This window comes from Streptosporangium sp. NPDC000239 (genome assembly GCF_040300765.1).
In the GTDB taxonomy this organism is placed as follows: domain Bacteria; phylum Actinomycetota; class Actinomycetes; order Streptosporangiales; family Streptosporangiaceae; genus Streptosporangium.
Map to the genome: position 1 here is coordinate 1 of NZ_JBEPEI010000006.1, position 21589 is coordinate 21589.

Annotated in this window: 21 protein-coding genes and 1 rRNA gene; 10 read left to right on the plus strand and 12 right to left on the minus strand. The window is 70.3% G+C overall.

What is annotated here, in order from left to right:
• Positions 1-92, plus strand: a 5S ribosomal RNA gene (gene rrf, locus ABT340_RS17265); the annotation flags it as partial.
• Positions 93-391: 299 nt separating this feature from the next.
• Here rrf and ABT340_RS17270 read toward each other — a convergent pair.
• On the minus strand, positions 392-1432 hold the full coding sequence (locus tag ABT340_RS17270) for a zinc-dependent alcohol dehydrogenase family protein (protein WP_352011737.1): 1041 nt from the start codon (positions 1430-1432) through the stop codon (positions 392-394).
• A gap of 340 nt (positions 1433-1772) precedes the next feature.
• On the opposite strand from ABT340_RS17270, the gene ABT340_RS17275 reads away from it, so the two are divergent.
• Together ABT340_RS17275 and ABT340_RS17280 are read left to right on the plus strand one after the other, a co-directional pair.
• Positions 1773-2264: a flavodoxin domain-containing protein gene (locus tag ABT340_RS17275; protein WP_352011738.1), complete on the plus strand. Its 492-nt coding sequence runs from the start codon at positions 1773-1775 to the stop codon at positions 2262-2264.
• A 188-nt stretch (positions 2265-2452) separates the two neighbouring features.
• Positions 2453-3346, plus strand: a complete 894-nt coding sequence (locus tag ABT340_RS17280) for a universal stress protein (RefSeq protein ID WP_352011739.1) — start codon at positions 2453-2455, stop codon at positions 3344-3346.
• A 113-nt stretch (positions 3347-3459) separates the two neighbouring features.
• On the opposite strand, the gene ABT340_RS42475 is transcribed toward ABT340_RS17280, so the two are convergent.
• Both ABT340_RS42475 and ABT340_RS17295 read right to left on the minus strand, forming a co-directional pair.
• A complete protein-coding gene (locus tag ABT340_RS42475; protein WP_502992514.1) occupies positions 3460-3954 on the minus strand; it encodes a CBS domain-containing protein in 495 nt (164 codons plus the stop codon).
• A gap of 34 nt (positions 3955-3988) precedes the next feature.
• The gene (locus tag ABT340_RS17295; protein WP_352011740.1) at positions 3989-6643 is read right to left on the minus strand and encodes a bifunctional acetate--CoA ligase family protein/GNAT family N-acetyltransferase; all 2655 of its coding nucleotides are present in this window, start codon (positions 6641-6643) and stop codon (positions 3989-3991) included.
• Between the two features lie 51 nt (positions 6644-6694).
• Between ABT340_RS17295 and ABT340_RS17300 the strand changes: the two genes are divergently transcribed.
• Complete coding sequence (locus ABT340_RS17300; RefSeq protein WP_352011741.1) at positions 6695-6877, plus strand: hypothetical protein; 183 nt, start codon at positions 6695-6697, stop codon at positions 6875-6877.
• 26 nt (positions 6878-6903) lie between these two features.
• On the opposite strand, the gene ABT340_RS17305 is transcribed toward ABT340_RS17300, so the two are convergent.
• From ABT340_RS17305 to ABT340_RS17315, 3 genes are all read right to left on the minus strand, one after another.
• On the minus strand, positions 6904-9021 hold the full coding sequence (locus ABT340_RS17305) for a glycoside hydrolase family 65 protein (RefSeq protein ID WP_352011742.1): 2118 nt from the start codon (positions 9019-9021) through the stop codon (positions 6904-6906).
• Positions 8996-9754, minus strand: coding sequence for an HAD family hydrolase (locus ABT340_RS17310; protein ID WP_352011743.1), 759 nt, complete (start codon positions 9752-9754; stop codon positions 8996-8998). The genes ABT340_RS17305 and ABT340_RS17310 overlap by 26 nt, the downstream gene beginning before the upstream one ends.
• Before the next feature lie 115 nt (positions 9755-9869).
• Complete coding sequence (locus ABT340_RS17315) at positions 9870-10544, minus strand: pyridoxamine 5'-phosphate oxidase family protein (protein WP_352011744.1); 675 nt, start codon at positions 10542-10544, stop codon at positions 9870-9872.
• 448 nt (positions 10545-10992) lie between these two features.
• Here ABT340_RS17315 and ABT340_RS17320 point away from each other — a divergent pair, with 448 nt between their 5' ends.
• From ABT340_RS17320 to ABT340_RS17335, 4 genes are all read left to right on the plus strand, one after another.
• Positions 10993-13311, plus strand: a complete 2319-nt coding sequence (locus ABT340_RS17320) for a heavy metal translocating P-type ATPase (RefSeq protein WP_352011745.1) — start codon at positions 10993-10995, stop codon at positions 13309-13311.
• A 208-nt stretch (positions 13312-13519) separates the two neighbouring features.
• On the plus strand, positions 13520-14209 hold the full coding sequence (locus tag ABT340_RS17325; protein WP_352011746.1) for a DUF305 domain-containing protein: 690 nt from the start codon (positions 13520-13522) through the stop codon (positions 14207-14209).
• Positions 14210-14248: 39 nt separating this feature from the next.
• Positions 14249-14626, plus strand: coding sequence for an ArsR/SmtB family transcription factor (locus ABT340_RS17330; protein ID WP_352012078.1), 378 nt, complete (start codon positions 14249-14251; stop codon positions 14624-14626).
• A gap of 9 nt (positions 14627-14635) precedes the next feature.
• Positions 14636-15181, plus strand: coding sequence for a GNAT family N-acetyltransferase (locus ABT340_RS17335; protein ID WP_352011747.1), 546 nt, complete (start codon positions 14636-14638; stop codon positions 15179-15181).
• 136 nt (positions 15182-15317) lie between these two features.
• Here the strand turns inward: ABT340_RS17335 and ABT340_RS17340 are convergent, their stop codons facing one another.
• The 5 genes from ABT340_RS17340 to ABT340_RS17360 all read right to left on the minus strand — a co-directional run bounded on the left by ABT340_RS17340 (position 15318) and on the right by ABT340_RS17360 (position 19075).
• A complete protein-coding gene (locus tag ABT340_RS17340) occupies positions 15318-15716 on the minus strand; it encodes a metalloregulator ArsR/SmtB family transcription factor (protein ID WP_352011748.1) in 399 nt (132 codons plus the stop codon).
• Between the two features lie 370 nt (positions 15717-16086).
• On the minus strand, positions 16087-17007 hold the full coding sequence (locus ABT340_RS17345; protein ID WP_352011749.1) for a TauD/TfdA dioxygenase family protein: 921 nt from the start codon (positions 17005-17007) through the stop codon (positions 16087-16089).
• 34 nt (positions 17008-17041) lie between these two features.
• Positions 17042-17128, minus strand: a complete 87-nt coding sequence (locus ABT340_RS17350) for a putative leader peptide (protein ID WP_352012079.1) — start codon at positions 17126-17128, stop codon at positions 17042-17044.
• A gap of 129 nt (positions 17129-17257) precedes the next feature.
• The gene (gene mctP / locus ABT340_RS17355) at positions 17258-18859 is read right to left on the minus strand and encodes a monocarboxylate uptake permease MctP (protein ID WP_352011750.1); all 1602 of its coding nucleotides are present in this window, start codon (positions 18857-18859) and stop codon (positions 17258-17260) included.
• A gap of 3 nt (positions 18860-18862) precedes the next feature.
• The gene (locus tag ABT340_RS17360; RefSeq protein WP_352011751.1) at positions 18863-19075 is read right to left on the minus strand and encodes a DUF3311 domain-containing protein; all 213 of its coding nucleotides are present in this window, start codon (positions 19073-19075) and stop codon (positions 18863-18865) included.
• 265 nt (positions 19076-19340) lie between these two features.
• Here ABT340_RS17360 and ABT340_RS17365 point away from each other — a divergent pair, with 265 nt between their 5' ends.
• A complete protein-coding gene (locus ABT340_RS17365) occupies positions 19341-19637 on the plus strand; it encodes a hypothetical protein (RefSeq protein WP_352011752.1) in 297 nt (98 codons plus the stop codon).
• A 76-nt stretch (positions 19638-19713) separates the two neighbouring features.
• Positions 19714-20628, plus strand: coding sequence for an SDR family oxidoreductase (locus ABT340_RS17370; RefSeq protein ID WP_352011753.1), 915 nt, complete (start codon positions 19714-19716; stop codon positions 20626-20628).
• On the opposite strand, the gene ABT340_RS17375 is transcribed toward ABT340_RS17370, so the two are convergent.
• On the minus strand, positions 20625-21581 hold the full coding sequence (locus ABT340_RS17375; RefSeq protein WP_352011754.1) for a helix-turn-helix transcriptional regulator: 957 nt from the start codon (positions 21579-21581) through the stop codon (positions 20625-20627). The two genes, ABT340_RS17370 and ABT340_RS17375, sit on opposite strands and share 4 nt — an antisense overlap.
• Positions 21582-21589: the final 8 nt, after the last annotated feature.

Here is a 21589-nt window from a genome sequence, read left to right on the forward strand (position 1 = left end):
CACCCGGTTACATTCCGAACCCGGAAGTTAAGCTCTTCAGCGCCGATGGTACTGCACCGGGGACGGTGTGGGAGAGTAGGTCGCCGCCGGACAATCTTTTGTGGGGGGTCATCCTTTGGGGTGGCCCCCCACTTTTTTGTTATGGGTGGTGTGTGGGGGTGGCTGTGGGCCTCCCCCTTTTTTGTTTGTGTTTGGCTGTTGGGGGTGTGCCCTGGTTGTGGGTGGGGTGGTGTTCCAGGCGGGGGTGTCTGGGGTGCGGGGTGGCCGGCGGCTGCCCCTTTTGTGTTTGGCTCCTGGGTTCCAGGGGTGTTTTGATGGAGTCAGCCGGCACGATCGTGGTCGGCCAGGGCTTCTTCGACGAGGCCTTCCTCAACGTTCCTCGGGGAGACGGTCAGCTGCGGTTCAGGGCGACCTTGAGGGCGCCGCTGCGTGCCGGGTCGGCGAACACCTCGTATGCCTGCTCGATGTCGTCGAGGGCGAAACGGTGGGTGATCATGGGGCCGGTGTCGAGTCGCCCGCCGCTCAGCATGGTCAGCAGGTCCGGGGTGGAGAAGGTGTCGACCAGGCCGGTGGTGATGGTCACGTCGCGGATCCACAGTTCCTCCAGGTGGAGAGTGGCGGAGCGGCCGTGGACGCCGATGTTGGCCAGATGACCGCAGGGGCGGATCAGGGTGGCGCACAGTTCGAAGGTCTCCGGCAGCCCGACGGCCTCGATGACCACGTCGGCGCCGAGTCCGCCGGTCAGCGAGCGCACCACCTCCGACGGGTCGTCTTCGGGAGAGGCGGTGACATCGGCGCCGAATCGCCTGGCGGCCTGCAGGCGGGCCTCGGCGGTGTCGATCGCGATGACATTGGCGGGAGAGTACAGACGGGCGGTGAGGATCGCTGCCAACCCGATCGGCCCCGCTCCGACGACGACCACCGTGTCTCCGGGTTTGACCCGGCCGGCCAGCACACCGACCTCGTAGGAGGTGGGCAGGATGTCGGCGAGCAAGACGGCGGCCTCGTCGCCGATCTCGGGGGTGAGTCTGTGGGTGGACAGGTCAGCAAGGGGCAGCCGGGCGTACTGGGCCTGCACGCCGTCGACGCGGTGGCCGAGGATCCATCCGCCGCCTCCCAGGCACTGGCCGTAACGTGCCCGCCGGCAGTAGTGGCAGCGGCCGCAGGCGGAGATGCACGAGGCCAGGACACGATCGCCGGGCCGTAGTTCTGTGACGGCGTCGCCCACGTCGACGACGGTGCCCACGGCTTCGTGGCCCAGGATCCGTCCCGGTTTCACCTCGGGGACGTCTCCGCCGAGGATGTGCAGGTCCGTGCCGCAGATCGTCGTGGTGTCGACCTGGATGATCGCGTCCCGTGGGTCGGTGATCGCCGGATCGGGGACCTCGGTCCAGGTTTTCTTGCCGGGGCCTTCGTACACCAGAGCCTTCATGATTTCTCCTGCTCGTTTCTCCGATGCCGGGGGACGGCCTGTTTCGGTCACCGTCCGGCAGGACTCCTTCTCAGCGTGCGTGGGAGGTGGACGGTCCGGTCAGTGGCCAACGGTCATGCGTCGCGGGACAAAGGTCCCGGTGCTGTGGAGTGGCGTTGACCCCGGCCGTTTCCCACAACGGTGGATCGGCGCCACGTCACCGGACGAGTCGGCTGCCTACGATGCGCGGAGGAACAGTGGAAGGCGGTGTGGCAAGGACCAAGGTCGGTGGGTTCCGGGCCGAAAGGCGGCTCCCACGTCGGGTCCGTTGTTGATGGACTGAACAGGGAGAGGAGCTGCGATGACGAAGGTTCTGGTGGCCTACGGGTCCACACGCGGTTCCACCCGGGAGATCGCCGGATGGATCGGGCAGGTTCTCGCTGAACAGGGGCTGGAGGTCGAGGTCCGGGCCGCCGCCGGGATGAAGGACGTCGGCGGCTACGACGCGGTGGTCCTGGGCGGTGCGGTCTACTACGGCCGCTGGCACCGTCATGCCCGTACCCTGGTCCGGCGTTGCGCGGGGCAGCTGGCGCAGCGGCCTGTCTGGTTGTTCAGCAGCGGCCCGCTGCAGAGGGTCGATGATCGGGACGTGTCTCCGCCCGCGGGGGCGGAGCGGGCCAGGCGCAGAGTCGGTGCCCGGGAGAACGTCGTCTTCGGCGGCTGCCTGCGTGCTGACGCCAAGGGCTTTCCGGCCGCCACCATGGCCAAGACCGCGGCCGGGGACTTCCGCGATGCCGAACGGGTACGCGCCTGGGCCCGCGACATCGCCTACGACCTGAAAGCGGCAGGCTGACAGAGCTGAGTGAGCCATCGCCTTTTCGGCTCCACTTCTGACGAACGGGGACGAGGGTTACGTGGTGGGTCGCGTGTTTCCCGCATGAACCGGTGCCGAACGGAGGCGGAAGGTCCCACGCCGGGAGGACCTTCCGCCCTGCTGGAGCGGCCGCTCTGCGCCGACGATGGAGACGGAGGTGACAGGCCATGAGCGAGACACGCGAGGTCGTGGTCGGTTATGACGGTTCGGACTTCTCCATGCAGGCCCTGGAGTGGGCGATGGACGAGGCCGAGCTCAGAAAGCTGCCGCTGACGGTGGCGCACGCCTGGCGGTGGCCGTATGGGGAGACCGGCGAGGAGGCCAGGTCCCATCTGCGCAAGGCCGCAGAACACGTGCTCTACCACGGCGCCGACTGCGCCCGTTCGTGTAGTTCGATCACCGAGGTCACCACCGACCTGTACGAGGGGGCCGCCGCCGAGCGGCTGACCGAGCTGTCGGCCGGCGCCGAGCTTGTGGTGGTCGGGTCACGTGGCATGGGGACGCTGGCCAGGACTGTGGTCGGGTCGGTGGCCGGTTACGTGGCGGCCCACGCGCGCTGCCCTGTGGTCGTCGTGCGCGGGCCGGGGCCGATCCCGGTGCCGTTGCACCGTGGGGCCGTGGTACTGGGGATCACCGATGACACCCCCGACGTGGCGATCGCCTTCGCCTTCGACGAGGCGGCGTTGCGGGGCCTGGATCTGCTGGCGGTACACGCGGGACACATCCGGGCGGTGGCGTGGGGAACGGCGATGCCGCCGGTGTCCGACGTGGAGATCACCACGCACATGGTCGAGGAGGACCTGCTGCGGCGGCTGCGGCCGTGGCGTGACAGCCATCCGGCGGTGCCGGTGCGGACCCGGTTCGTCACCGCCTCGGCGAAGGAGGCGCTGGTGGAGTTGTCCCGGGAGGCGAGCGTCGTGGTGGTCGGCGGAGCCCGCGCGACCGGCAGGCTCGGCTCGGTGACCAGGGCGGTCCTGCGGCACGGAGCGAGTCCCGTGGCGGTCGTCCCGGTGACGGAGGACATGTCGCAGGCGGGGTCCGCCCCTCCAGGCGAAGACTGAGGGCAAAAGGGAGGCTATGACGTCGCAGGTGCAGGACGTCATGGAGCTGGTGACCATCGCGGTCCGCCCCGTCGGAGCCCCTCACCGTCCGGGAAGGGCCGCGGTGGGCGCTCTCACCGGTCGCGGTCCGTCTTCATCCGCGCCGCCAGCGCGGCCACCTGGGTACGGCGCTGCATGTTGAGCTTGGACAGCAGGTTGGACACGTAGTTCTTCACCGTCTTCTCGGCCAGGAACATCCGTTCGCCGATCTGCCGGTTCGTCAGGCCCTCGCCGATCAGCTCGTCGGTCACCGGCAGCCGCTTGACGCCGTGGTGTTCCATCAGGCGGCCCGCGGTCACCACGGGGGCGTCCACCGGGACGGTGACGGCCGGAGCGCTCATCAGGTCCCGGGCCGTCTCGCGCCCCGGCCGGGGCGACCCAGTGCGGAACCGCTCCCGGCGCACCAGGTCGGCCTCGGAGACGACGCCGACCACGTGGCCGTCGCCGTCCAGGACCGGTACGGCACTGACTCCGTGCTCCAGGAGCGTCCCGGCGATGTCCTTGAAGCAGGTGCCCTCGGTGACCGAGACCACCCGCCGGGTCATGACGTCCTTGACGGTGACACGCATCATCGCCTCTCATCGGATCAGCAGGCCCGGTCGCTCATCGCAGTCTCCTGCGGAAGGGCGACGGCGGCGGGGCGGCGGGTGCGAGCCGTATCCGGACGTCCACGGCGAGCGCGCCGGACGTGGTGACGATCACCGGGTTCAGGTCGAGTTCGGCCACCTGCGGAAGGTCGTCCAGCAGCTGTCCGACCCCGGCGATCTGTTCCCGGAGCGCGGCGACGTCGACGGCGGGGCGTCCCCGGTAGCCCGAGAGCAACGGGGCGCATCGCAGTTCGGCGACCATCGCAGCGGGATCCTGATCGTCGAGCGGAGGTACCCGGAAGGAGTGGTCGGCCATGAGCTCGGCGGCGGCGCCGCCCATGCCGACCATGAGCAACGGGCCGAAGGACTCGTGTGCGACGCCACCGATGATCATCTCCACACCGGGCTCGGCCATCGGCTGGACGATCGCGCCGGTCATCGCCGGTCCGATGGCGTCGGCCATCTCCTGGTAGGCGTGGCGGACCTCGCCGGGAGTGGAGAGGCCGAGGCGGACTCCGCCGACGTCGCTCTTGTGCACCAGGCCGGGCCCGGTGGCCTTGAGCGCGACCGGTAGCCCGGTGGACTCGGCGGCCGCCGCGGCGGTGTCGGGGCCGTCGGCCTTGGTCGAGGCGATGACACGGACGCCGTAGCAGCCGAGCAGGCGGGCCGCGGTGGCGTGGTCGAGCCATCGGCCGCCGGGATGGCGGGCCAGGTCCGCCGCCACGAGGCCACGGGCGGTGACGGTGTCGGCCGCCGGTGGCTTGGCGGGCGCGGCCTGTGGCCTCGCGCGCCACGCCGCGTACCCCACCGTGTGACGCAGTGCCCCCACGGCCTGTTCGGGAAAGGCGTAGCACGGGATCCGTCCGTCCAGCAGGCCGTCGTGCCCGGCGATACAGGCGGCCACGGTCTTGGTCGTCGTGGCGGTCGCGGCGATGATGGCATGGCGGGTGCCGGCCAGTCCGGAGCCGAACGGCGGGGTGTAGACGATCAGGACGGCGTCGATGTCGGGGTCGGCCAGGACGGTCTCCACGGCGAAGGCGAGATCCCGTGCGCTGCCGCCGGCGGTGAGATCAACGGGGTTGGCCACGGCGGCCGAGGCAGGAAGCCGGGAACGCAGGCGTCCACGGGTGAGGGGCGACAGCCCGGGAACCAGCAGGCCGTGCCGCTCGCAGGCGTCGGCGGCCAGGGCTTGAGGTCCGCCGGAGTTGCCGACGACGGCCACCCGCCCGCCACGGGGCAGCGGCTGGGTTCCCAGCAGGCGCGCGGTGTCGAGCATGTCCTGGACGCTGTCGACGCGGATGACTCCCGACGCTTTGAGCAGGGCGTCGACGGCGACGTCCGGGGTGGCGGCGGCCGCGGTGTGGGAGTGGACCGCCCGCTCCCCGGAGACGCCCCGGCCGCTCTTGATCACGATGATCGGCTTGCGTCTGCTCACCCGCCGTGCGATGCGGCCGAATCTGCGGGGGTTGCCGAACGACTCCAGGTACAGGGCGATCACGTCGGTCGCCGGGTCGTCCTCCCAGTACTCCAGCAGGTCGTTCCCGCTGACGTCGGCCTTGTTGCCGACCGAGGCGAAGCCCGACAGGCCGACCCCCAGGGCGTTGGCCCGGTCGATCAGAGCGACCGCGACCGCACCCGACTGCGACATCAGGGCCAGGCGCCCGGGAACGGGAGGATGAGGCAGGAAACTGGCGTTGAGATGGGCCCCGGTGTCGGCGACACCGAGGCAGTTGGGGCCGATCAGACGCATGCCGGATTCACGGCAGATCCTCAGCAGCTCGCCTTCCATACCTGTCTCACCCGCCTCGGCGAATCCGGCCGTGACGACGACGAGGTCGCGCACGCCGTGGCCGGCGCAGTCGCGGGCGATCTCCAGCACGGTACGGGCCGGGGTGGCGACGACCGCCAGGTCGACCGGGCCGGGCACCTGCCGCACGGTCGCGTACGCGGGCAGGCCGAGGATCCTGTCGGCGTGCGGGTTGACCGGGTGGACGGGGCCGGAGAAGCCGGCGTCGAGAATGTTGCGCAGGATGCGGTGGCCGATCCCGCCCGGGGCGCGTCCCGCGCCGATCACCGCGATCGACTCCGGGTGGAACAGCCGCTTCAGGCAGGCGGAGGTCGCCTCGTGGGCGCGTTCCTCGATCCGCTCCAGCAGGCCCGGAGTGGGATGCGGATCCATCCGGATCTCCACCGTCCCGTCGAGGAAGGCCCGCCGGGTGGGCAGTCCGAGATCGTCCAGCACTCGCAGCATGGGGCGGTTGTCGGCCAGTACCTCGGCGACCAGCTCGCGCACGCCCTCGTCGGCGGCCTCCAGCGCCAGGTGCTCGACCAGCAGGGTGCCCAGGCCACGGTGGTGCATCGTGTCGTCGATCAGGATCGCGAGCTCGGCGTCGCCGTCCTGACCGGGGACGTACTCCGCGACCGCCACCAGGCCGCCGTCCACCGCGGCGACCAGGACGCGGCCCGGGTGGTCCGGTTCGGTGACGCGGTCCATGTAGGCGTGGGCGCCGGCCTTGCCTCCGGTGAAGAACCGCAGGTAGGCCGAGCGTTCGGACGACCTGTCGACCAGCCTGTGCAGGGACGGCCCGTCGCCGGGACGCAGGGGGCGGATGTGGGCGATGCCACCCTCACGTAACAGGACATCGCATTCGTCGGGGACGGTTCGCCTCATACCAGCAGCCTCCGCCACCGCCGCGCCGGATCCTAGGGCCGAAGTGCCCTGGTGGCAGGGCCGGTCGTCGTCGGCTACCTGGTCCTGGTCGAGCCGGCCAAGAAGGTGTTCTCCGCGTTCCCGGAGGGTGGTGGGCCCGCCGTCCGGCGCCGTGGACACGCCCACCACGCGCGGCGCCGGGCGTCCCGGCTCAGCCACACCGGCCCCCTGCCGAGTGGAGCCGCGCGGCCCTGACGGTCACATGCGCTAGCCGGTGGTGCTCAGGGCCTCTCGAACAGAACGGCCACCCCGGCCATCGCCCCCAGATGGACCCCCTCCGCCGTGGTTCCGCCCTGCAGGTCCCGTACGTCGTTGTTCAGCGCCTCGACGAGGAAGGGCTGGGAGGCGCCGGGACGTACGTGGGCGAGGACCCCGGCGTGCACGACCGCACTGAGCGTGGAACCGTGGCAGGTGCGGGCCAGGTAGTAGTCCACGGTGCGTGCCGCCATCGCGGAATTCCACGTGTGGCCCAGGCCGGTCAGCGCCTCGCCAAGCCCGTCGGAGCCCAGCAGGTGGAACAACATCAGCACGTCGGCCTGTTTGGAGATCTTGTACCGGTTCGGAGTGTCTCCCTCGGCCTCCAGGATGCGATCAAGCCGCCGAATGTCACCATATTTCCTGCGATAGGAGGCCCAATCCAGCTCCTTCAGGGCGTCGTAGCCCTCGAACTGGCTGATCACCCCGTCGTGGAAGTCCACCCGCATCCGTGCGGCCATGGCGGTGAAGCGGTCGACCTCCTCCTGGCTCACCCTTCCGGCTCCGACCAGGGCGATCATGTCCAGGACGCGGCGCATCAGCCAGGCGGTCATCACGTTGGTGTAGGCGTTGTTGTCCACTCCGGGCTCGGCGCGGTCCGGGTAGCCGTCGTGGTACTCGTCGGGCCCCATCACGCCCCGGATGGAGTACCGATCTCCCTCCCGCACGGCGAGGCAGGCGAAGAACCGGGCGATCTCCACCAGCAGCTCGCCGCCGAAGCCGGCCAGGAAGGCGGTGTCCCCGGTGGCCAGGTAGTGCCGCCAGACGTTGTAGGCCACGGCCAGGCCGATATGCCGCTGCAGATGGGAGTGGTCGGGCAGCCAGCGGCCCGATCGGGGGTTCAGGTGCAGGCGGGGGGTCTCCTCCCGGCCGTCGCTGCCGCTCTGCCAGGGGAACATCGCCCCGGTGTACCCGGCTTCACGCGCGGCCCAGCGCGCCTCGGGCAGCCGCCGCCACCGGTAACGCAGCAACGCCTCGGTGACCTCGGGCAAGCGCGGCGCCAGGAAGGGGAAGGCGAACACCTCGTCCCAGAACACGTGTCCCCGGTAGGCCTCGCCGTGCAGGCCGCGAGCGGGAAGCCCGGCGTCGAGTTCGGTCAGGTGCGGGGAGGCCGTCTGCAACAGGTGAAAGACGTACAGGTTGAGGACCTGCTGGACGTCGGCGTCCTCGGCTGTCACGTGAGCCCGCTGCCAGAGCCGATCCCAGGCTCGCGTGTGCCGTCCGAGCAGTGCCTCGAAGGAACCCGCACGTGCCACCGCGGTCCTGGCGGCGCTCTCACTACCGGCGATGGCCCGGTCACGGGAGGTGTGCAGGGCGACCACCTTCTCCACGACGATCTCCTGGCCCTCGGCCACCTCCACGGTCCGCTCGTCGCTCACCCACTCCTTCCGGGCGTCGTGTGAGACACCGCCGTCGGCATGGTCGCGTCCTCCGGTCAGGGTGGTGCGGGAGGCCAGGGCGATCTCCACGCGAGAGGTGGCGGTACGCGTCAGCAACCCGATCACCCCGTGGGCGGCGTGCGAGCTGATCGGCACCAGGTGCCGACCGGCCAACCCCTGATAGCGGGCGACCCCGGAGTTGACGACACGCCCGTCCAGAGCGGAGCGGACCCGGAGCGTGCCGCTCCAGTTCTCCGGGACGATCGTCGTCCTCAGGGCGGCCAGGTGCGGATCGTCCATCGAGACCAGCCGTCGCTGCTCCAGCCGGGTGATCCGTCCCCGGAAGTCGCGGACACGCAGCAGCCGGGTCAGCACTCCCGCACGTATGTCGAGAACGCGGCGGGCGGTGAGGAACTCAACCGTGCCGGGGGCGAACCAGTCGTCATCGTCGACGCGGAAGGTCAGCGGCAGCCAGTTCGGCACATTGACGAGATCCTCGTTGCCCACCGTACGGCCCGCGACCCGGGAGAAGAGCCGGTCGTAGCAGCCGGCCACGTAGGTGCCGGGATAGCGCACACCGTCGGCGTGCGCCTCCGGTGCGGCTCCGCGGGTGGCGAAGTAGCCGTTGCCGAGCGTCGTCAGTGCCTCCCGCAGTCCCTCGGAGGCGGGATCGTCATCGTCATAGATGAGGAGCCAAGGGTTCACCGCTTCTCCCGGCCAGTCGTAGCTCCGCCAGATCGCCGACGACGATGTCGGCTCCCGCCGCCCGTAACGCGTCCCCCGAGCCGTGCCGGTCGACGCCGATGACGAGGCCGAACCCACCCCGCCTGCCCGCCCGCACCCCGGCGAGGGCGTCCTCGACCACCGCCGTCCGCCGCGGCGACACTTCAAGTTCCTCGGCCGCCTTCAGGAACAGCGCGGGGTCGGGCTTTCCGGCCAGTCCCAGCCGAGCTGCCTCGACACCGTCGACTCGGACGTCGAACAGGTGGTCGGCCGCCGCCGCGCGGAGCACCCGCGCGCAGTTACGGCTCGCCGAGACGACGGCCGTACGCACCCCACGACGCCGGAGCTCACGAACGACCTCGACGGTCGAGGGGAAGGCGGCGACACCGTTCCTGCGGATCTCGGCCAGGAAGAAGGCGTCCTTGCGCGCGGCCAGGTCGGCCACCGTTTCCGGGTCCGGCGCGATGCCCCGGGAGCGGAGGAAGTCCTCCACCCCGTCGCGGCGGGATTTGCCGTCGACATGACGCAGATACTCCCCACCGGCGTCGAAGGGCCGGAACCGCCCCCCGGATCGGTCGGCGTGTTCACGCAGGAAGGGGTCGAACACCTGTTTCCACGCGGCGGCGTGCACCCCGGCCGTGTCGGTGACGACCCCGTCGGTGTCGAAGACCACCGCGGCGATCCGCCCAAGGTCGACGACCGCGGGCAACGGCATGGCGCACCCCCTCACTCGCACGGTACGGCGGCGCGCGCCGCCGCCATCAGGGCTGACCGATCATTGGAGGATCGCGCACGTGGTGGATCACCAGCCACGAGACGGTCGTGCGGCCTCACAGGACGTGCTGGATGCGCCGCCCGCTGATCTCCGCGGGGGTGATCGAGACGTACAGCTCGCGGTCGCCGCCCGCCCACGGCTGGACGCCGGAGGTCTCCGCGTCCGCCTGTTCGTCGCCGGTCACGACGTGGTGGAGACCGCCGCGGATGAGCACGCTCCAGCCCTCTCTGCCGGCCTCGTCGATCCGGTCGACCTGGAAGGCGACCTTGAACTCGGCCCCCTGGACGCCGGTGCGCAGATTGCCGTCGAGCGGGCCGCCGAAGGCCGTGCGGAAGACCACGGCACCGTTGTGCACCGCGTAGTTGACCGGCAGGACCACCGGCCCCTCAGGCTCGTTGAAGGCGACCCTGCCCACGCCGCCGGGAGCGATCAGCCGCAGGCACTCGGCGGGGTCGAGCCTGTTCAGGCGGGGACCCGCGATGGGGCGGCCCCGGCCGGGAGGCAGATCGACCGTCCCACCGAGCAGTTCGGCGACGCCGACGCCCAGAGCGGTGGCCAGCCTGCGCACGGTCTCGGCCGACGGCGCGGCGGGCGTCTCCTCCAGGTACGCCAGGTACAGGGCGTCGATTTCGGCGTGGTCGGCCAGCTGGTCGCGGGTCAGCCCCAGGTCTTCACGCCGTCTGCTCACCCGGCGGCCCAGGTCTCCCGGGGTCGTCATGTGTCCGGTCATCGAGATCTCCCAGCGAGAAAGGGGCGGACCGCCGCAGGTCCGCCATGCCCTCCATTCCATCGCAGGGAAAAGGAGGAGGTGAGGGCCGGAAGTCCCAGGACGACGGGCCTTTCGGGCCGCCGGGAAGGAGAGGCAGCCGGGTGCAGGATGCGCGGTGACACTCACCGCGCCGGGATTTATGGAGAAACGGGTCCAAAGTCACCAAATAGCAGGTCTGTCGTCTCTGGGTTCCTTCACTCCCGCGTCCGACGCTTGATCTGACCGTGGGCTTGTACATGAGGACTCCTGTCCCGCCGATACCTCCAGCAGGGTGGACCCGGTCGTTGTGCGCCTCTCTGCGGCACCGAGGAACGCGGCACCACGTTCACTGTCCGGTGGCGATCCGGTCCTGGGCCCGTGCGGGCCGGCGGATCCGGGCGAGCCGGTTCGCAGCGGGAAGGCTGAGAACATGCGAAAGTTCGGCGGCACCGCGTTCGTGGTGGTCACCGTGGCCGGGCTGGCGGCCGGGGCCGTGTGCCATCTGGCCGGAGCGTCCCCGGCTGGAGACGCCGTGTGGGCGACCGTCACGGTGGTGGCCCTGCTTCCCGCGCTCTGGCAGGTGCTGTCGGCGCTGCGCGAGCGCCGGCTGGGCGTGGACGCCATCGCCGTGCTCGCCCTGGCCGGGGCGCTGGCCGTACGGGAGTATTTCGCCGGTGCGGTGATCGGCGTGATGCTGGCCACCGGCCAGGCGCTGGAGGACTACTCCCTGCGCCGGGCCCGCCGTGACCTGACCGGCCTGTACGAACGTGCTCCGCGCTCGGCGCGTCGCTACGAGGACGGGACGCCCCGCCAGGTGGACGTCGGCCTGGTCCGCCCCGGTGACCTGCTGCTGGTCCCCAGTGGTGAGACCGTCCCTGTGGACGGGGTGGTCGCCGCGGGCCTGGCGTCGCTGGACGAGTCGGCGCTGACAGGGGAGGCGCTGCCGGTCGAACGCCCCGCCGGGCAGGGGGTGCGCAGCGGCGTGGTGAACGCCGGTGCCGCCTTCGACCTGCGGGCCACCCGGATCGCGGCCGAAAGCGCCTATGCGGGAGTGGTACGGCTGGCACGGCAGGCCGAGGCGGGCAGCGCTCCCGTGGTGCGGCTCGCCGACCGGTTCGCCGCCTGGTTCCTGCCCGCGACGTTGCTGCTGGCCGGGGGAGCCTGGCTGCTGTCCGGAGATCCCGTCCGGGCGGTCGCGGTCCTGGTCGTCGCCACCCCCTGCCCGCTGTTGCTGGCCGCGCCCGCCGCCATCGCCTCCGGTCTGTCCCGTACGGCGCGTCATGGCGTGGTGGTCAAAGGAGGGGGAGCACTGGAGAGGCTGGGGCAGGCCCGCACGCTTGTCCTGGACAAGACCGGCACGCTGACCGCGGGGCGCCCCGAGGTGGTCGACGTGGTGGCCGCCCCCGGTGTCCAGGCCGACGACGTGCTGCGTCTGGCGGCCGCGCTGGACCAGATGTCCTCCCACGTGCTCGCCGCCGCGATCGTCGACGCCGCTCACGCTCGCGGCCTCACGCTGCCCCAACCAACCGAGGCGCAGGAGAAGCCGGGCACCGGGACCACGGGGTTGGTCGGGGGACGCCGGGTAGAGGTCGGCAAGGCGGCGGCCCGGTCCGATTCCGAATGGGAACGAGCCCAGCGGGCCAGGGCCACGCTGGACGGCGCCATGACCGTCTGGGTCACGGTCGACGGCCGGACGGCCGGGGTGATCCTGCTGCGCGACGCCGTACGGGCCGACGCCGCGCGGACCCTGCGGCGGCTGCGCACCGCCGGGATCGAAAAGGTGATCATGCTCACCGGAGACAGGGCCGAGGTCGCGGAGAGCGTGGGCACGGTGCTCGGCGTCGACCGGGTGCTGTCCGAGCAGACGCCGGTGGCCAAGGTGGAAGCGGTACGGAGGGAGGTGGCCGAGGCGGTGACCGTGATGGTCGGCGACGGGATCAACGACGCTCCGGCGCTGGCCGCCGCCGACGTCGGGGTGGCCATGGGCGCCCGAGGGTCGGCCGCCTCGGCCCAGGCCGCCGACGTGGTGCTCACCACCGACCACCTGGACCGGCTCGCCGACGCCATGGACGTGGCCCGTCGCTCCCGCCGCATCGCCGTACAGAGCGCCGCCGCGGGGATGGGACTGTCGCTGCTGGCCATGGCTGTGGCCGCGGCCGGAGCACTGCCTCCGGCGGCCGGTGCCCTGTTGCAGGAGGCCATCGACGTCACGGTGATCCTCAACGCGCTGCGGGCGCTGCGTCCCACCAGGGGGACCAGAACGGTGGTCGACGCGGAGACCGAGTCCCTGCTGCGCCGCTTCGAGATGGAGCACTCCTCGCTGAGGCCACCCCTGGAACTGATCCGTGAGACGGCGGACCGGCTCGGCCAGAGCCCCCCGGAGGTGGCTCTCGACCGGCTGCGGGAGGTCCACGACTTCCTCACCGAACGCCTGCTGCCCCACGAACGCGCCGAGGAGAGACGACTGTACCCGGCCATGGGGCAGGCACTGGGTGGTTCGGAGGTCACGATGACCATGAGCAGGGCGCACGCGGAGATCGAACGCCTCATCCGCCGCCTGGACGGCCACCTCGCCCTCACCGGAGCGGAAGGGCTCCGTCCCGAACAACTCGACGACCTGCGTGCCTGCCTCTACGGCCTGTACGCGGTCCTGGTGCTCCACTTCGACCAGGAGGAGGAGGCCTACTTCTCCCTGACCGCCGCTCCGGACTCCGCGCACCCGGTTTTCTCCTCCCTCCGCTCACCGTGAGCCGAACCGGTTGCTCCTTGGTCTCCTCCAGAACAGGACATAAGTCCCACAAAGGGGTGACATCAGGCGGCTGTGATCAATCGGTCCAGAGCATGGGATGGAGTGGAGGCGGGCCTGCCGCGTTCCCGCAACGGTGGGGCGCCCGCCACCAAGAATCCGTGCCGTCCGGCCGCGCGCCGGATGTGAGAACCCCGTCAGGGGGGACGCCATGGCTGCACCGAGTTTTCCCGCCCGCCGCGTAGGTCTCGCGGCTCTGGGCGTCAGCGCCGTTCTGATGGCCTGCGGTGGCCCCGGCGACCTTCATGTCGCGCTCGTCGGGCCGTGGATCGGCGCTCCGGCCGTCTCGTCCACCGGCGTCCTGGCCGAGGAGCACAACGCTCAGGACGTACGCTTCGCCCAGGAGACGATCCTTCACCACCGGCAGACATTGATCATGACCGGGATGGCCGGGACACACACCTCGAACCCCCGGGTCAGGGCATTGGCCGAGCGGATCGGACGGGCCGAGGAAGCCGAGATCGCCCAGCTGACCGCCTGGCTGAGGAGCTGGGGAGAACCGGCTCCCGGCCTGGGTCCGTGCATGACGGGACCACCCGGCGGAGGGGACGACGAGCGGGGTCCGTGCAACCGAGGGCCGGAGGACATGGGACCCGGTATGCACCGGGGCCCGCACATGATGGGCTGGACTGACCTGGAAACCCTGGATGAGGCGTCCGGGACCGACTTTGACCGGATATTTCTGGACATGATGGTCTGGCACCATACTGACGCGATCGGCCTGGCCGCGGCCGAGCGGCGAGACGGCCTTTCTCCACGCGCCACGGCACTGGCCGCCTCGATCATCACCCGCCAGAAAGCCGAGCTCGTTCAGATGCGTTCCATGTTCACACGGCTCTGAACGCCGGCGACACTTCGCGGCAGAGGCCGGTTGACGGCCATGGTGGCCCATCCGTCATTCATCGTCTATCGTCGATGGACGATGAATGGCGAGAAGAAGTCACTGCCCCGTGCGGAGGCCGAACAGTACGCGAGCTGGTTCAAGGCCCTCGCGGACGCCACCCGCATCCAGATCGTGTCGTTGCTGGCCCGGCGGCGCACGCCGATGAGTGTGGGCGAGATCGTGACCGTATCCGGGGTGGGGCAGTCGACCGTCTCGCACCACCTGAAGGTTCTGGCCGAGGTGCGGTTCGTGCTGGTCGAACGGCAGGGCACCACCAGCCTGTATCGGATCAACGAGGCATGCGTGAGCTGTTTCCCCACCGCCGCTGACGTGGTGATGGGCAACCCCGTTCCGGCCGTACCGGTTTGTGAGTGAAGGGAGCCCATGATGACGCACGAGGAGATCGTCCAGGCAGCCAAGCCCGCCGGGCCGGGCCTGGGGATCCGGCCGATGCTCCAGAGCGACGCCGAGCAGGTGCTGGCCATCTACCAGGCGGGCCTGGATACGGGACAGGCCGGCTTCGAGACGACGGCGCCCTCCTGGGAGGGGTTCACCGCGGGCAAGCTGGCGCACCCGCGGTACGTGGCCGTCGACACCGCGACCGGCCAGGTCGTCGGCTGGGTGGCCGCCTCGCCGGTCTCGGCCCGGCCGGTGTACGCCGGGGTGGTCGAGCACAGCGTCTACGTCCACCCGGGTTGCCAGGCGCACGGCATCGGCCGGGCACTGCTGGAGGAGTTCATCGCCGCCAGCGAGGACGCCGGGATCTGGACGATCCAGGCCGGGGTCTTCCCCGGCAACACCGCCAGCCTCGCCCTGCACGGCAAGCTCGGTTTCCGCGTGGTCGGCACCCGCGAACGCGTCGGCTGCCACCGCGGCCTCTGGCGGGACGTGGTCCTGCTGGAACGGCGCAGCGCCGTCACCGGGCAATAAGGCCAGAATGCCCCCGGGGTGGTGGGCGTCCAGGAGATGACGAAGTCGGCGCCCGCTCGTCGCAGGTGGTAGCCCGCCGCGAGCCCGGCTGTACGGCGCCGACGACCACGACATCCGTCAGACGAGCCGCGTCGGGTCATACGGTGAGCAGTTCCACGTCCACCGGGCCGTTCTGTGCTGCGGCGGGGGTGGCGAGCGGGGTGAACAGCGCGCCCAGCTTGTTCACCGCCTCGGGGATGATCCGGTAGTAGACCCAGGTTCCGCGGCGTTCGCCGTCGATCAGCCCGGCGGTGCGCAACACCTTCAGGTGGTGGGAGATGGTGGGGGCGGTCAGGTCGAAGACGCCGGTCAGATCGCACACGCACGCCTCACCGCCCGCGTGGGAGCCGATCATCGACAGCAGCCGCAGCCGCACCGGGTCGGCCACGGCCTTGAGCAGCGTGGCCAGTTCGGTGGCGTCGGCTTCGCTGAGGGGCTCGCGGGCGATCGGCGCACAGCACTGCGCGCCGGTGGAGGCGGGGGCGGTGACGGCCATGGGCGATTCCTTAATTCGATGCTGGTCTAAATTATAGGCGGTGCTAGGCGACCAGCGCGAACACGGCGTACGGCTGTGGCGGGCTCGCCACCCGGGACCCTGGGCGATGGCGGGACATCCGTCGGACACCGGCCTACCGATGGCTGCCACCTCACAGGTGCCGGGCGTCGGCACCGGCCCCGCGCAGAGCGTTGGAGGAGGAGGGGGCTTGCGCGTGGAACGCCTGGGCGACGAGAGCCACCCCTTTTCGCGGCACGAATAAGCCCGCCCGGTGGAGGAGGAGCCGGGCGGGCTTGCTTCGGAGGGGAGGCGGCGAAGTTCTTCGGCGCGCCGTACCCGAGGGGACCGTGCCCCTGTCAGACGGCCCCCGTCAGGCGGCGACGGGCGTGACGGAGGCGATGGGCGAGTAGATCGAGGCGTCGCCGGACAGCACCTCGCTCGGGCGGCCGTCGACGCCCACGGGGACGTCGCCGGCGACGGTGACCCGGTGCAGGCGGCGCGGTTGTGCCCCGAAGTCGTGCACGACCCGGTGCTGGGTCGCCCGGTTGTCCCAGATGGCGACGTCGCCGGGGGACCAGCGCCAGCGGACGGTGTTCTCGACCAGTGTGACCTGCTCCTGGATCAGGCGGATCAGTGAGGCCGACACGTCGTTGGGCAGGCCGATGATCCGTCTGGCGAAGTCACCGAGCAGGATCGAGCGTTCTCCCGTCTCCGGGTGGACGCGGACGACGGGGTGTTCGGTCTCGAAGGAGATGGAGGAGAAGACCTCGGCGTGCCTGCGGGCCTTGTCCGGATCGTCGGAGGCGTTGACCCGCGCGTAGTCGAACTGGTTGGTGTGTACGGCGCGCAGCCCGTCGATCAGCCTCGCCAGCTCCGAGGGGAGGTTCTCGTAGGCGGCCACCGTGTTGGACCACAGGGTGTCGCCTCCTGAGGGAGGGACGACGACGGCCCGGAGCACCGAGGCCAGTGGCGGACGGTCGACGAACGTGACGTCGGTGTGCCACCGGTCGACCTTCTGCCCGCTGCTGTAGTCCAGGTCGAGGATGGGGAAGTCGTCGTTGAGGGCGGGGACGGTCGGGTGGGCGGTGGTCAGCGGGCCGAGCAGGCGGGCGAAGGCCACCTGGCCGGGTTCGTCGAGGTGTTTCTGACCACGGAAGAAGATCACCTTGTGGCGGAGCAGGGCCGCACGGATCTCCTTGACGACTTCGGCGGGCAGTTCACCACCGAGCCGGACGCCGACTATCTCGGCGCCGATGCGCCCGGCGACGGGGGTGATGACGAGTGACGACATCGTGTCTTCCTTCCAACGAGCCAATGGAACCTTCTCAAGACCGGGTGGAAGGACACAGCGCGCTGGCCACGCGGCAGAGGTCCACGTGACCTCGTGTCGTGAGGTACAGCGGGGAGGTCATGCCCTCACGGTAGGCTTCCTCGCCGATAATTGTCAACTAATACGGTAGGAAATTAGGGTTATTGCGGAGGGTCCCGCCGGGTCCGTCCGGCCCATCGGGGACGGACCCGGCGAAAGCCGTATTCGGATGTCAGCCCACGAGGTCGAGATCCTTGACCCGGGGGTCGCCCTCGTCCGCTGTGTAGTGGGCGGGGCTGGTGAGGTCCCCGCCGTCGGCGAGCCTGGCCGCACGGGCGGCGAGGGTGCCGATCGCGGCGACGAGCAGGTTGACGGCCAGGGCGAGCAGGCCCGCGTAGACCGTCATCCTGGTGTCCAGGCCCAGGTTGCTCAGCGGGAACGCGGACCCGGCGAAGTGCGCCTTGCCGGTCACCGGGTTGCCGATGCTGTAGAGCATGAGCACCCCACAGGTCATGCCCGCGGCCCACCCGGCGACCAGGCCGCCCCGGTGGAACCAGCGGGTGTAGAGACCGAGCCCCACCGCGGGCAGTGTCTGCAGGATGATGACGCCGCCGACGAGCTGGAGGTCGATGGAGAAGCCGGTGTCCATGAACAGGATGAACAGCACCGCGCCGACCTTGACGAGCAGGGACACGATCTTCGAGACTCTGGCCTCGTCCGCGTCGGTCGCGGCGGGCTTCAGGAACTCCCGGTAGATGTTGCGGGTGAACAGGTTCGCCGCGGCGATCGACATGATGGCCGCCGGGACCAGCGCGCCGATGCCGACCGCCGCGTAGGCGACGCCGGTGAACCAGTCGGGGAACATCTGGTCGAACAGCTGCGGGACGATCGTGTTGCTGTCGGGCCTGCCCGCCGTCACGATCGGCTTCACCCCGGCCGCGATCGCCATGTAGCCGAGCAGCGCGATCACGCCGAGCAACAGGCTGTAGGCGGGCAGCGCGGACATGTTGCGCTTGATCACGTCGCGGTTCTTCGACGCGAGCACGCCGGTGACGCTGTGCGGGTAGAGGAACAGCGCCAGTGCCGAGCCCAGAGCCAGCGTGATGTACTGCAGCTGGTTGCCACCGTTGAGCAGGATGCCGTCACCCGGCGCGGGCGTGGCGGCGAACTTGGCCTCGGCCGCGTCGAAGATCGCGTCCCAGCCCCCGAGCTTCAGCGGGATCACGACGAGGGCTGCCAGGATCACGATGTAGATCAGCGAGTCCTTGACGAAGGCGATCAGGGCCGGGGCGCGCAGCCCCGACTGGTAGGTGTAGGCGGCGAGGATGGCGAAGGCGATGATGATCGGAAGGTGTCCGGTGACGCCCATCGACTTCAGTACGGCCTCGATGCCGACGAGCTGGAGCGCGATGTAGGGCATGGTCGCCACGATGCCGGTGATCGCGATGAGCAGCGCCAGCGTCGGGGAGCCGAAACGGGCCCTGACGAAGTCGGCGGGCGTCACGAACCCGTGTACGTGCGAGACCGACCAGAGTCTGATCAGCACCAGGAACACGATCGGGTAGGTGATGACCGTGTACGGCATCGCGAAGAAGCCCGTGGCGCCCGCCCCCCACAGCAGGGCGGGCACGGCCACGAAGGTGTAGGCGGTGTAGAGGTCGCCGCCGATGAGGAACCAGGTGACCCACGAGCCGAAGCTCCGGCCGCCGAGTCCCCACTCGTCCAGGCTGGCGAGGTCGTCCGGGCGGCGCCAGCGTGAGGCGACGAACCCCATGACGCTGACGGCCAGGAACAGCACGGTGAAGACGATGATCTCGGTGAGGTGGGCGTTCACGGGTCACCGCCTCCGTTTGGTCATCTGGTAGACGGTCGCGGTACAGGCGACGCCGAGGGCGACGAAGGCGAGCTGCAACCAGTAGAACCGTGGGAAACCCAGAAACCGGGGGTCGAGGGCGTTGTAGAGAAAGGGCAGCAAAGGCACGACGATCGGAATGATCAGCAGCCGGTTCCACGGGCTGCGATCGCCTCTGTCCTTGTCCGGAGTGGCCAATACGGTCTCCTCGGGGCTGGAGAACGGACAACCGAATGGGGGGTTGACTCCTTCGGCTGACCGGAAGCGTAATTACGTGGTTGTTTCATTGCGGTCACGGAGCGCCGAACGGGGTTCTTTACGCGGCGAACGGTAGGTCGATACCCCGGCGACCGGGGCAATTGTGGAGAATTCGCCCTCTCGGTCGAAATATCCGATGCCTTGACAGGATTAGTGGAGGTATGGCGGTCGGCCGCGTCCGGCGAATTCGCAATAGGCTGGTGCCATGCCGAATTTAGGGCCTACGGAACTGGTCATCATCGGTCTGATCCTCATCCTGTTCTTCGGCGGGATCATCGCCGCCCTCGTCCTTCTCGTACGGCGCTCCTCCAGGCCCGCGACGTTTCTGCCGCACCCCGCGCAACCCCCCTCCGCGACTCCGCGTCGCGGCGGCGCCGATCTGGCCTCCCGGGTCCACGACCTCAAGACCTCCGGCCGAGCCGAACAGGCCGTCCTGCTCGTCAGAGGAGAGACCGGTATGACCGAGCCCGACGCGCGGCGCTTCGTCGACGCCGTCGGCTGACCCGACTCCGGCCGCCGCCGGACACGGCGCGAAAACATGACATAAGGTGTCCTGTTTCTTGGGCAGGGTCAGTGGCATGCACACGACACTGCGAGAGAAGGTCGCCCTGGTCGCCGGGGCGACCAGGGGGACGGGCAGGGCCATCGCGACGGCGCTCGGCGAGGCCGGAGCCACGGTCTACTGCACGGGCAGGACGACCCGCGAGCACCGCTCGGAGATGAACCGCCCCGAGACCATCGAGGAGACAGCCGAACTGGTGACGCGGGCCGGCGGCCGGGGCATCGCCGTACAGGTGGACCATCTGGAGTCAGAGCAGGTGCGCGCGCTGGTGGAGCGGATCGACCGTGAGCAGGGCAGGCTCGACCTGCTCGTCAACGACGTCTGGGGCGGCGACCCGCTGGCCGCCTGGGACACCCCGCTCTGGAAGCACTCGCTTGAGGACGGCCTGCGCCTGCTCAGGCTGGCGATCGACACCCACGTCATCACCAGCCACCACGCCCTGCCGTTGCTGACCAGGAACCCCGGCGGCCTGGTCGTCGAGGTGACCGACGGAACCGCCGAGTACAACGCCGTCAACTACCGCGTCTCGTTCTTCTACGACCTGGCCAAGGTCTCGGTCAACCGCCTGGCCTTCTCCCAGGCCCACGAACTGAGGCCGTACGGCTGCGCGGCCGTGTCGCTCACACCGGGCTGGCTGCGCTCGGAGATGATGCTTGAGCACTACGGCGTCACCGAGGAGACCTGGCGTGACGCCCTCGTCAGGGAACCGCACTTCGTGATCTCGGAGTCGCCCGCCTACACCGGGCGCGCGGTCGTCGCCCTGGCCGCCGACCCCGACCGGGTCCGCTGGTCGGGACAGTCCCTCTCCAGCGGGCAGCTGGCCCAGGTCTACGGCTTCACCGACGTGGACGGCAGCAGGCCGGACGCCTGGCGCTACATCGTCGAGGTCCAGGACCAGGACAAGCCCGCGGACGCCACCGGCTACCGCTAGACCTGTCGGTCGTACAGGCCGTGCAGCCGGGCGGCGGCCTCGGCCACGCGGGCGCGCAGGGACGGCGGGTCGAGGACCTCGGCCTCCGGGCCGAACCTGAGGATCTGCGCGTAGGCGACCTCCGGGGACTCGACGGGCAGGTGGAGCGTGACCCACCCCCGCTCGTCGGGCTCCCCGGCGGAGGCGAGCGCGTCGTCGAGGGCCGCCGGGTCGGCGAAGACGGGCAGCGCGCGCAGGCCCTCGGGGCTGAGCCGTACGGTCACCCGCGTCTTGAGCAGGGAACGGGCGAACTCGGCGGCGCGCTCGTTCCAGAAGGCGGCCAGGTCGAAGCCGGGATCGCGGGTGAAACACCGATCGGCGTGGACCTCGACCTCGCTGAGCCGCTCGACCCGGTAGATCACCGAACGGGCCGCGACGTACCAGACCCCGGCCTTGAGCACCAGGCCGTACGGTTCCAGGGTCCGCCGGGCGCCCCGGTAGGCGGCCGTCACCGGATGGTCGCCCCACACGGCCCTGGCCAGCGGCAGCAGGGACTCCGGCGGCGGCCGGTCACGGGCGAACCAGCCGGGAGCGTCCAGGTGGAAGCGCTGCGCCGCGTCCGCCTGGGCGTCCCGCGCGTCCGCGGGCAGCGCGGCCGACGCCTTCAGGCGCGCCACGGCCCCGACCTCGCCCAGGCCCATCTCGCGCAGTGCCTCGGGCACACCGGACAGGAACAGGGCCTGCGCCTGCGCCCGGTCGAGGCCGGTGAGGCGGGTGCGGTACCCGTCGAGCAGGCGGTAACCGCCACCCCTGCCCCGGTCGGCGTAGACCGGGATCCCGGCCTCGGACAGGGCCAGCACGTCCCGGTGAACGGTCCGCTCGGAGACCTCCAGCTCCTCGGACAGTTCGGCGGCGGTCATCCCGCCACGGGCCTGGAGCAACAGCACCAACGACATCAGCCTGGCCGCGCGCACCCTCCGAC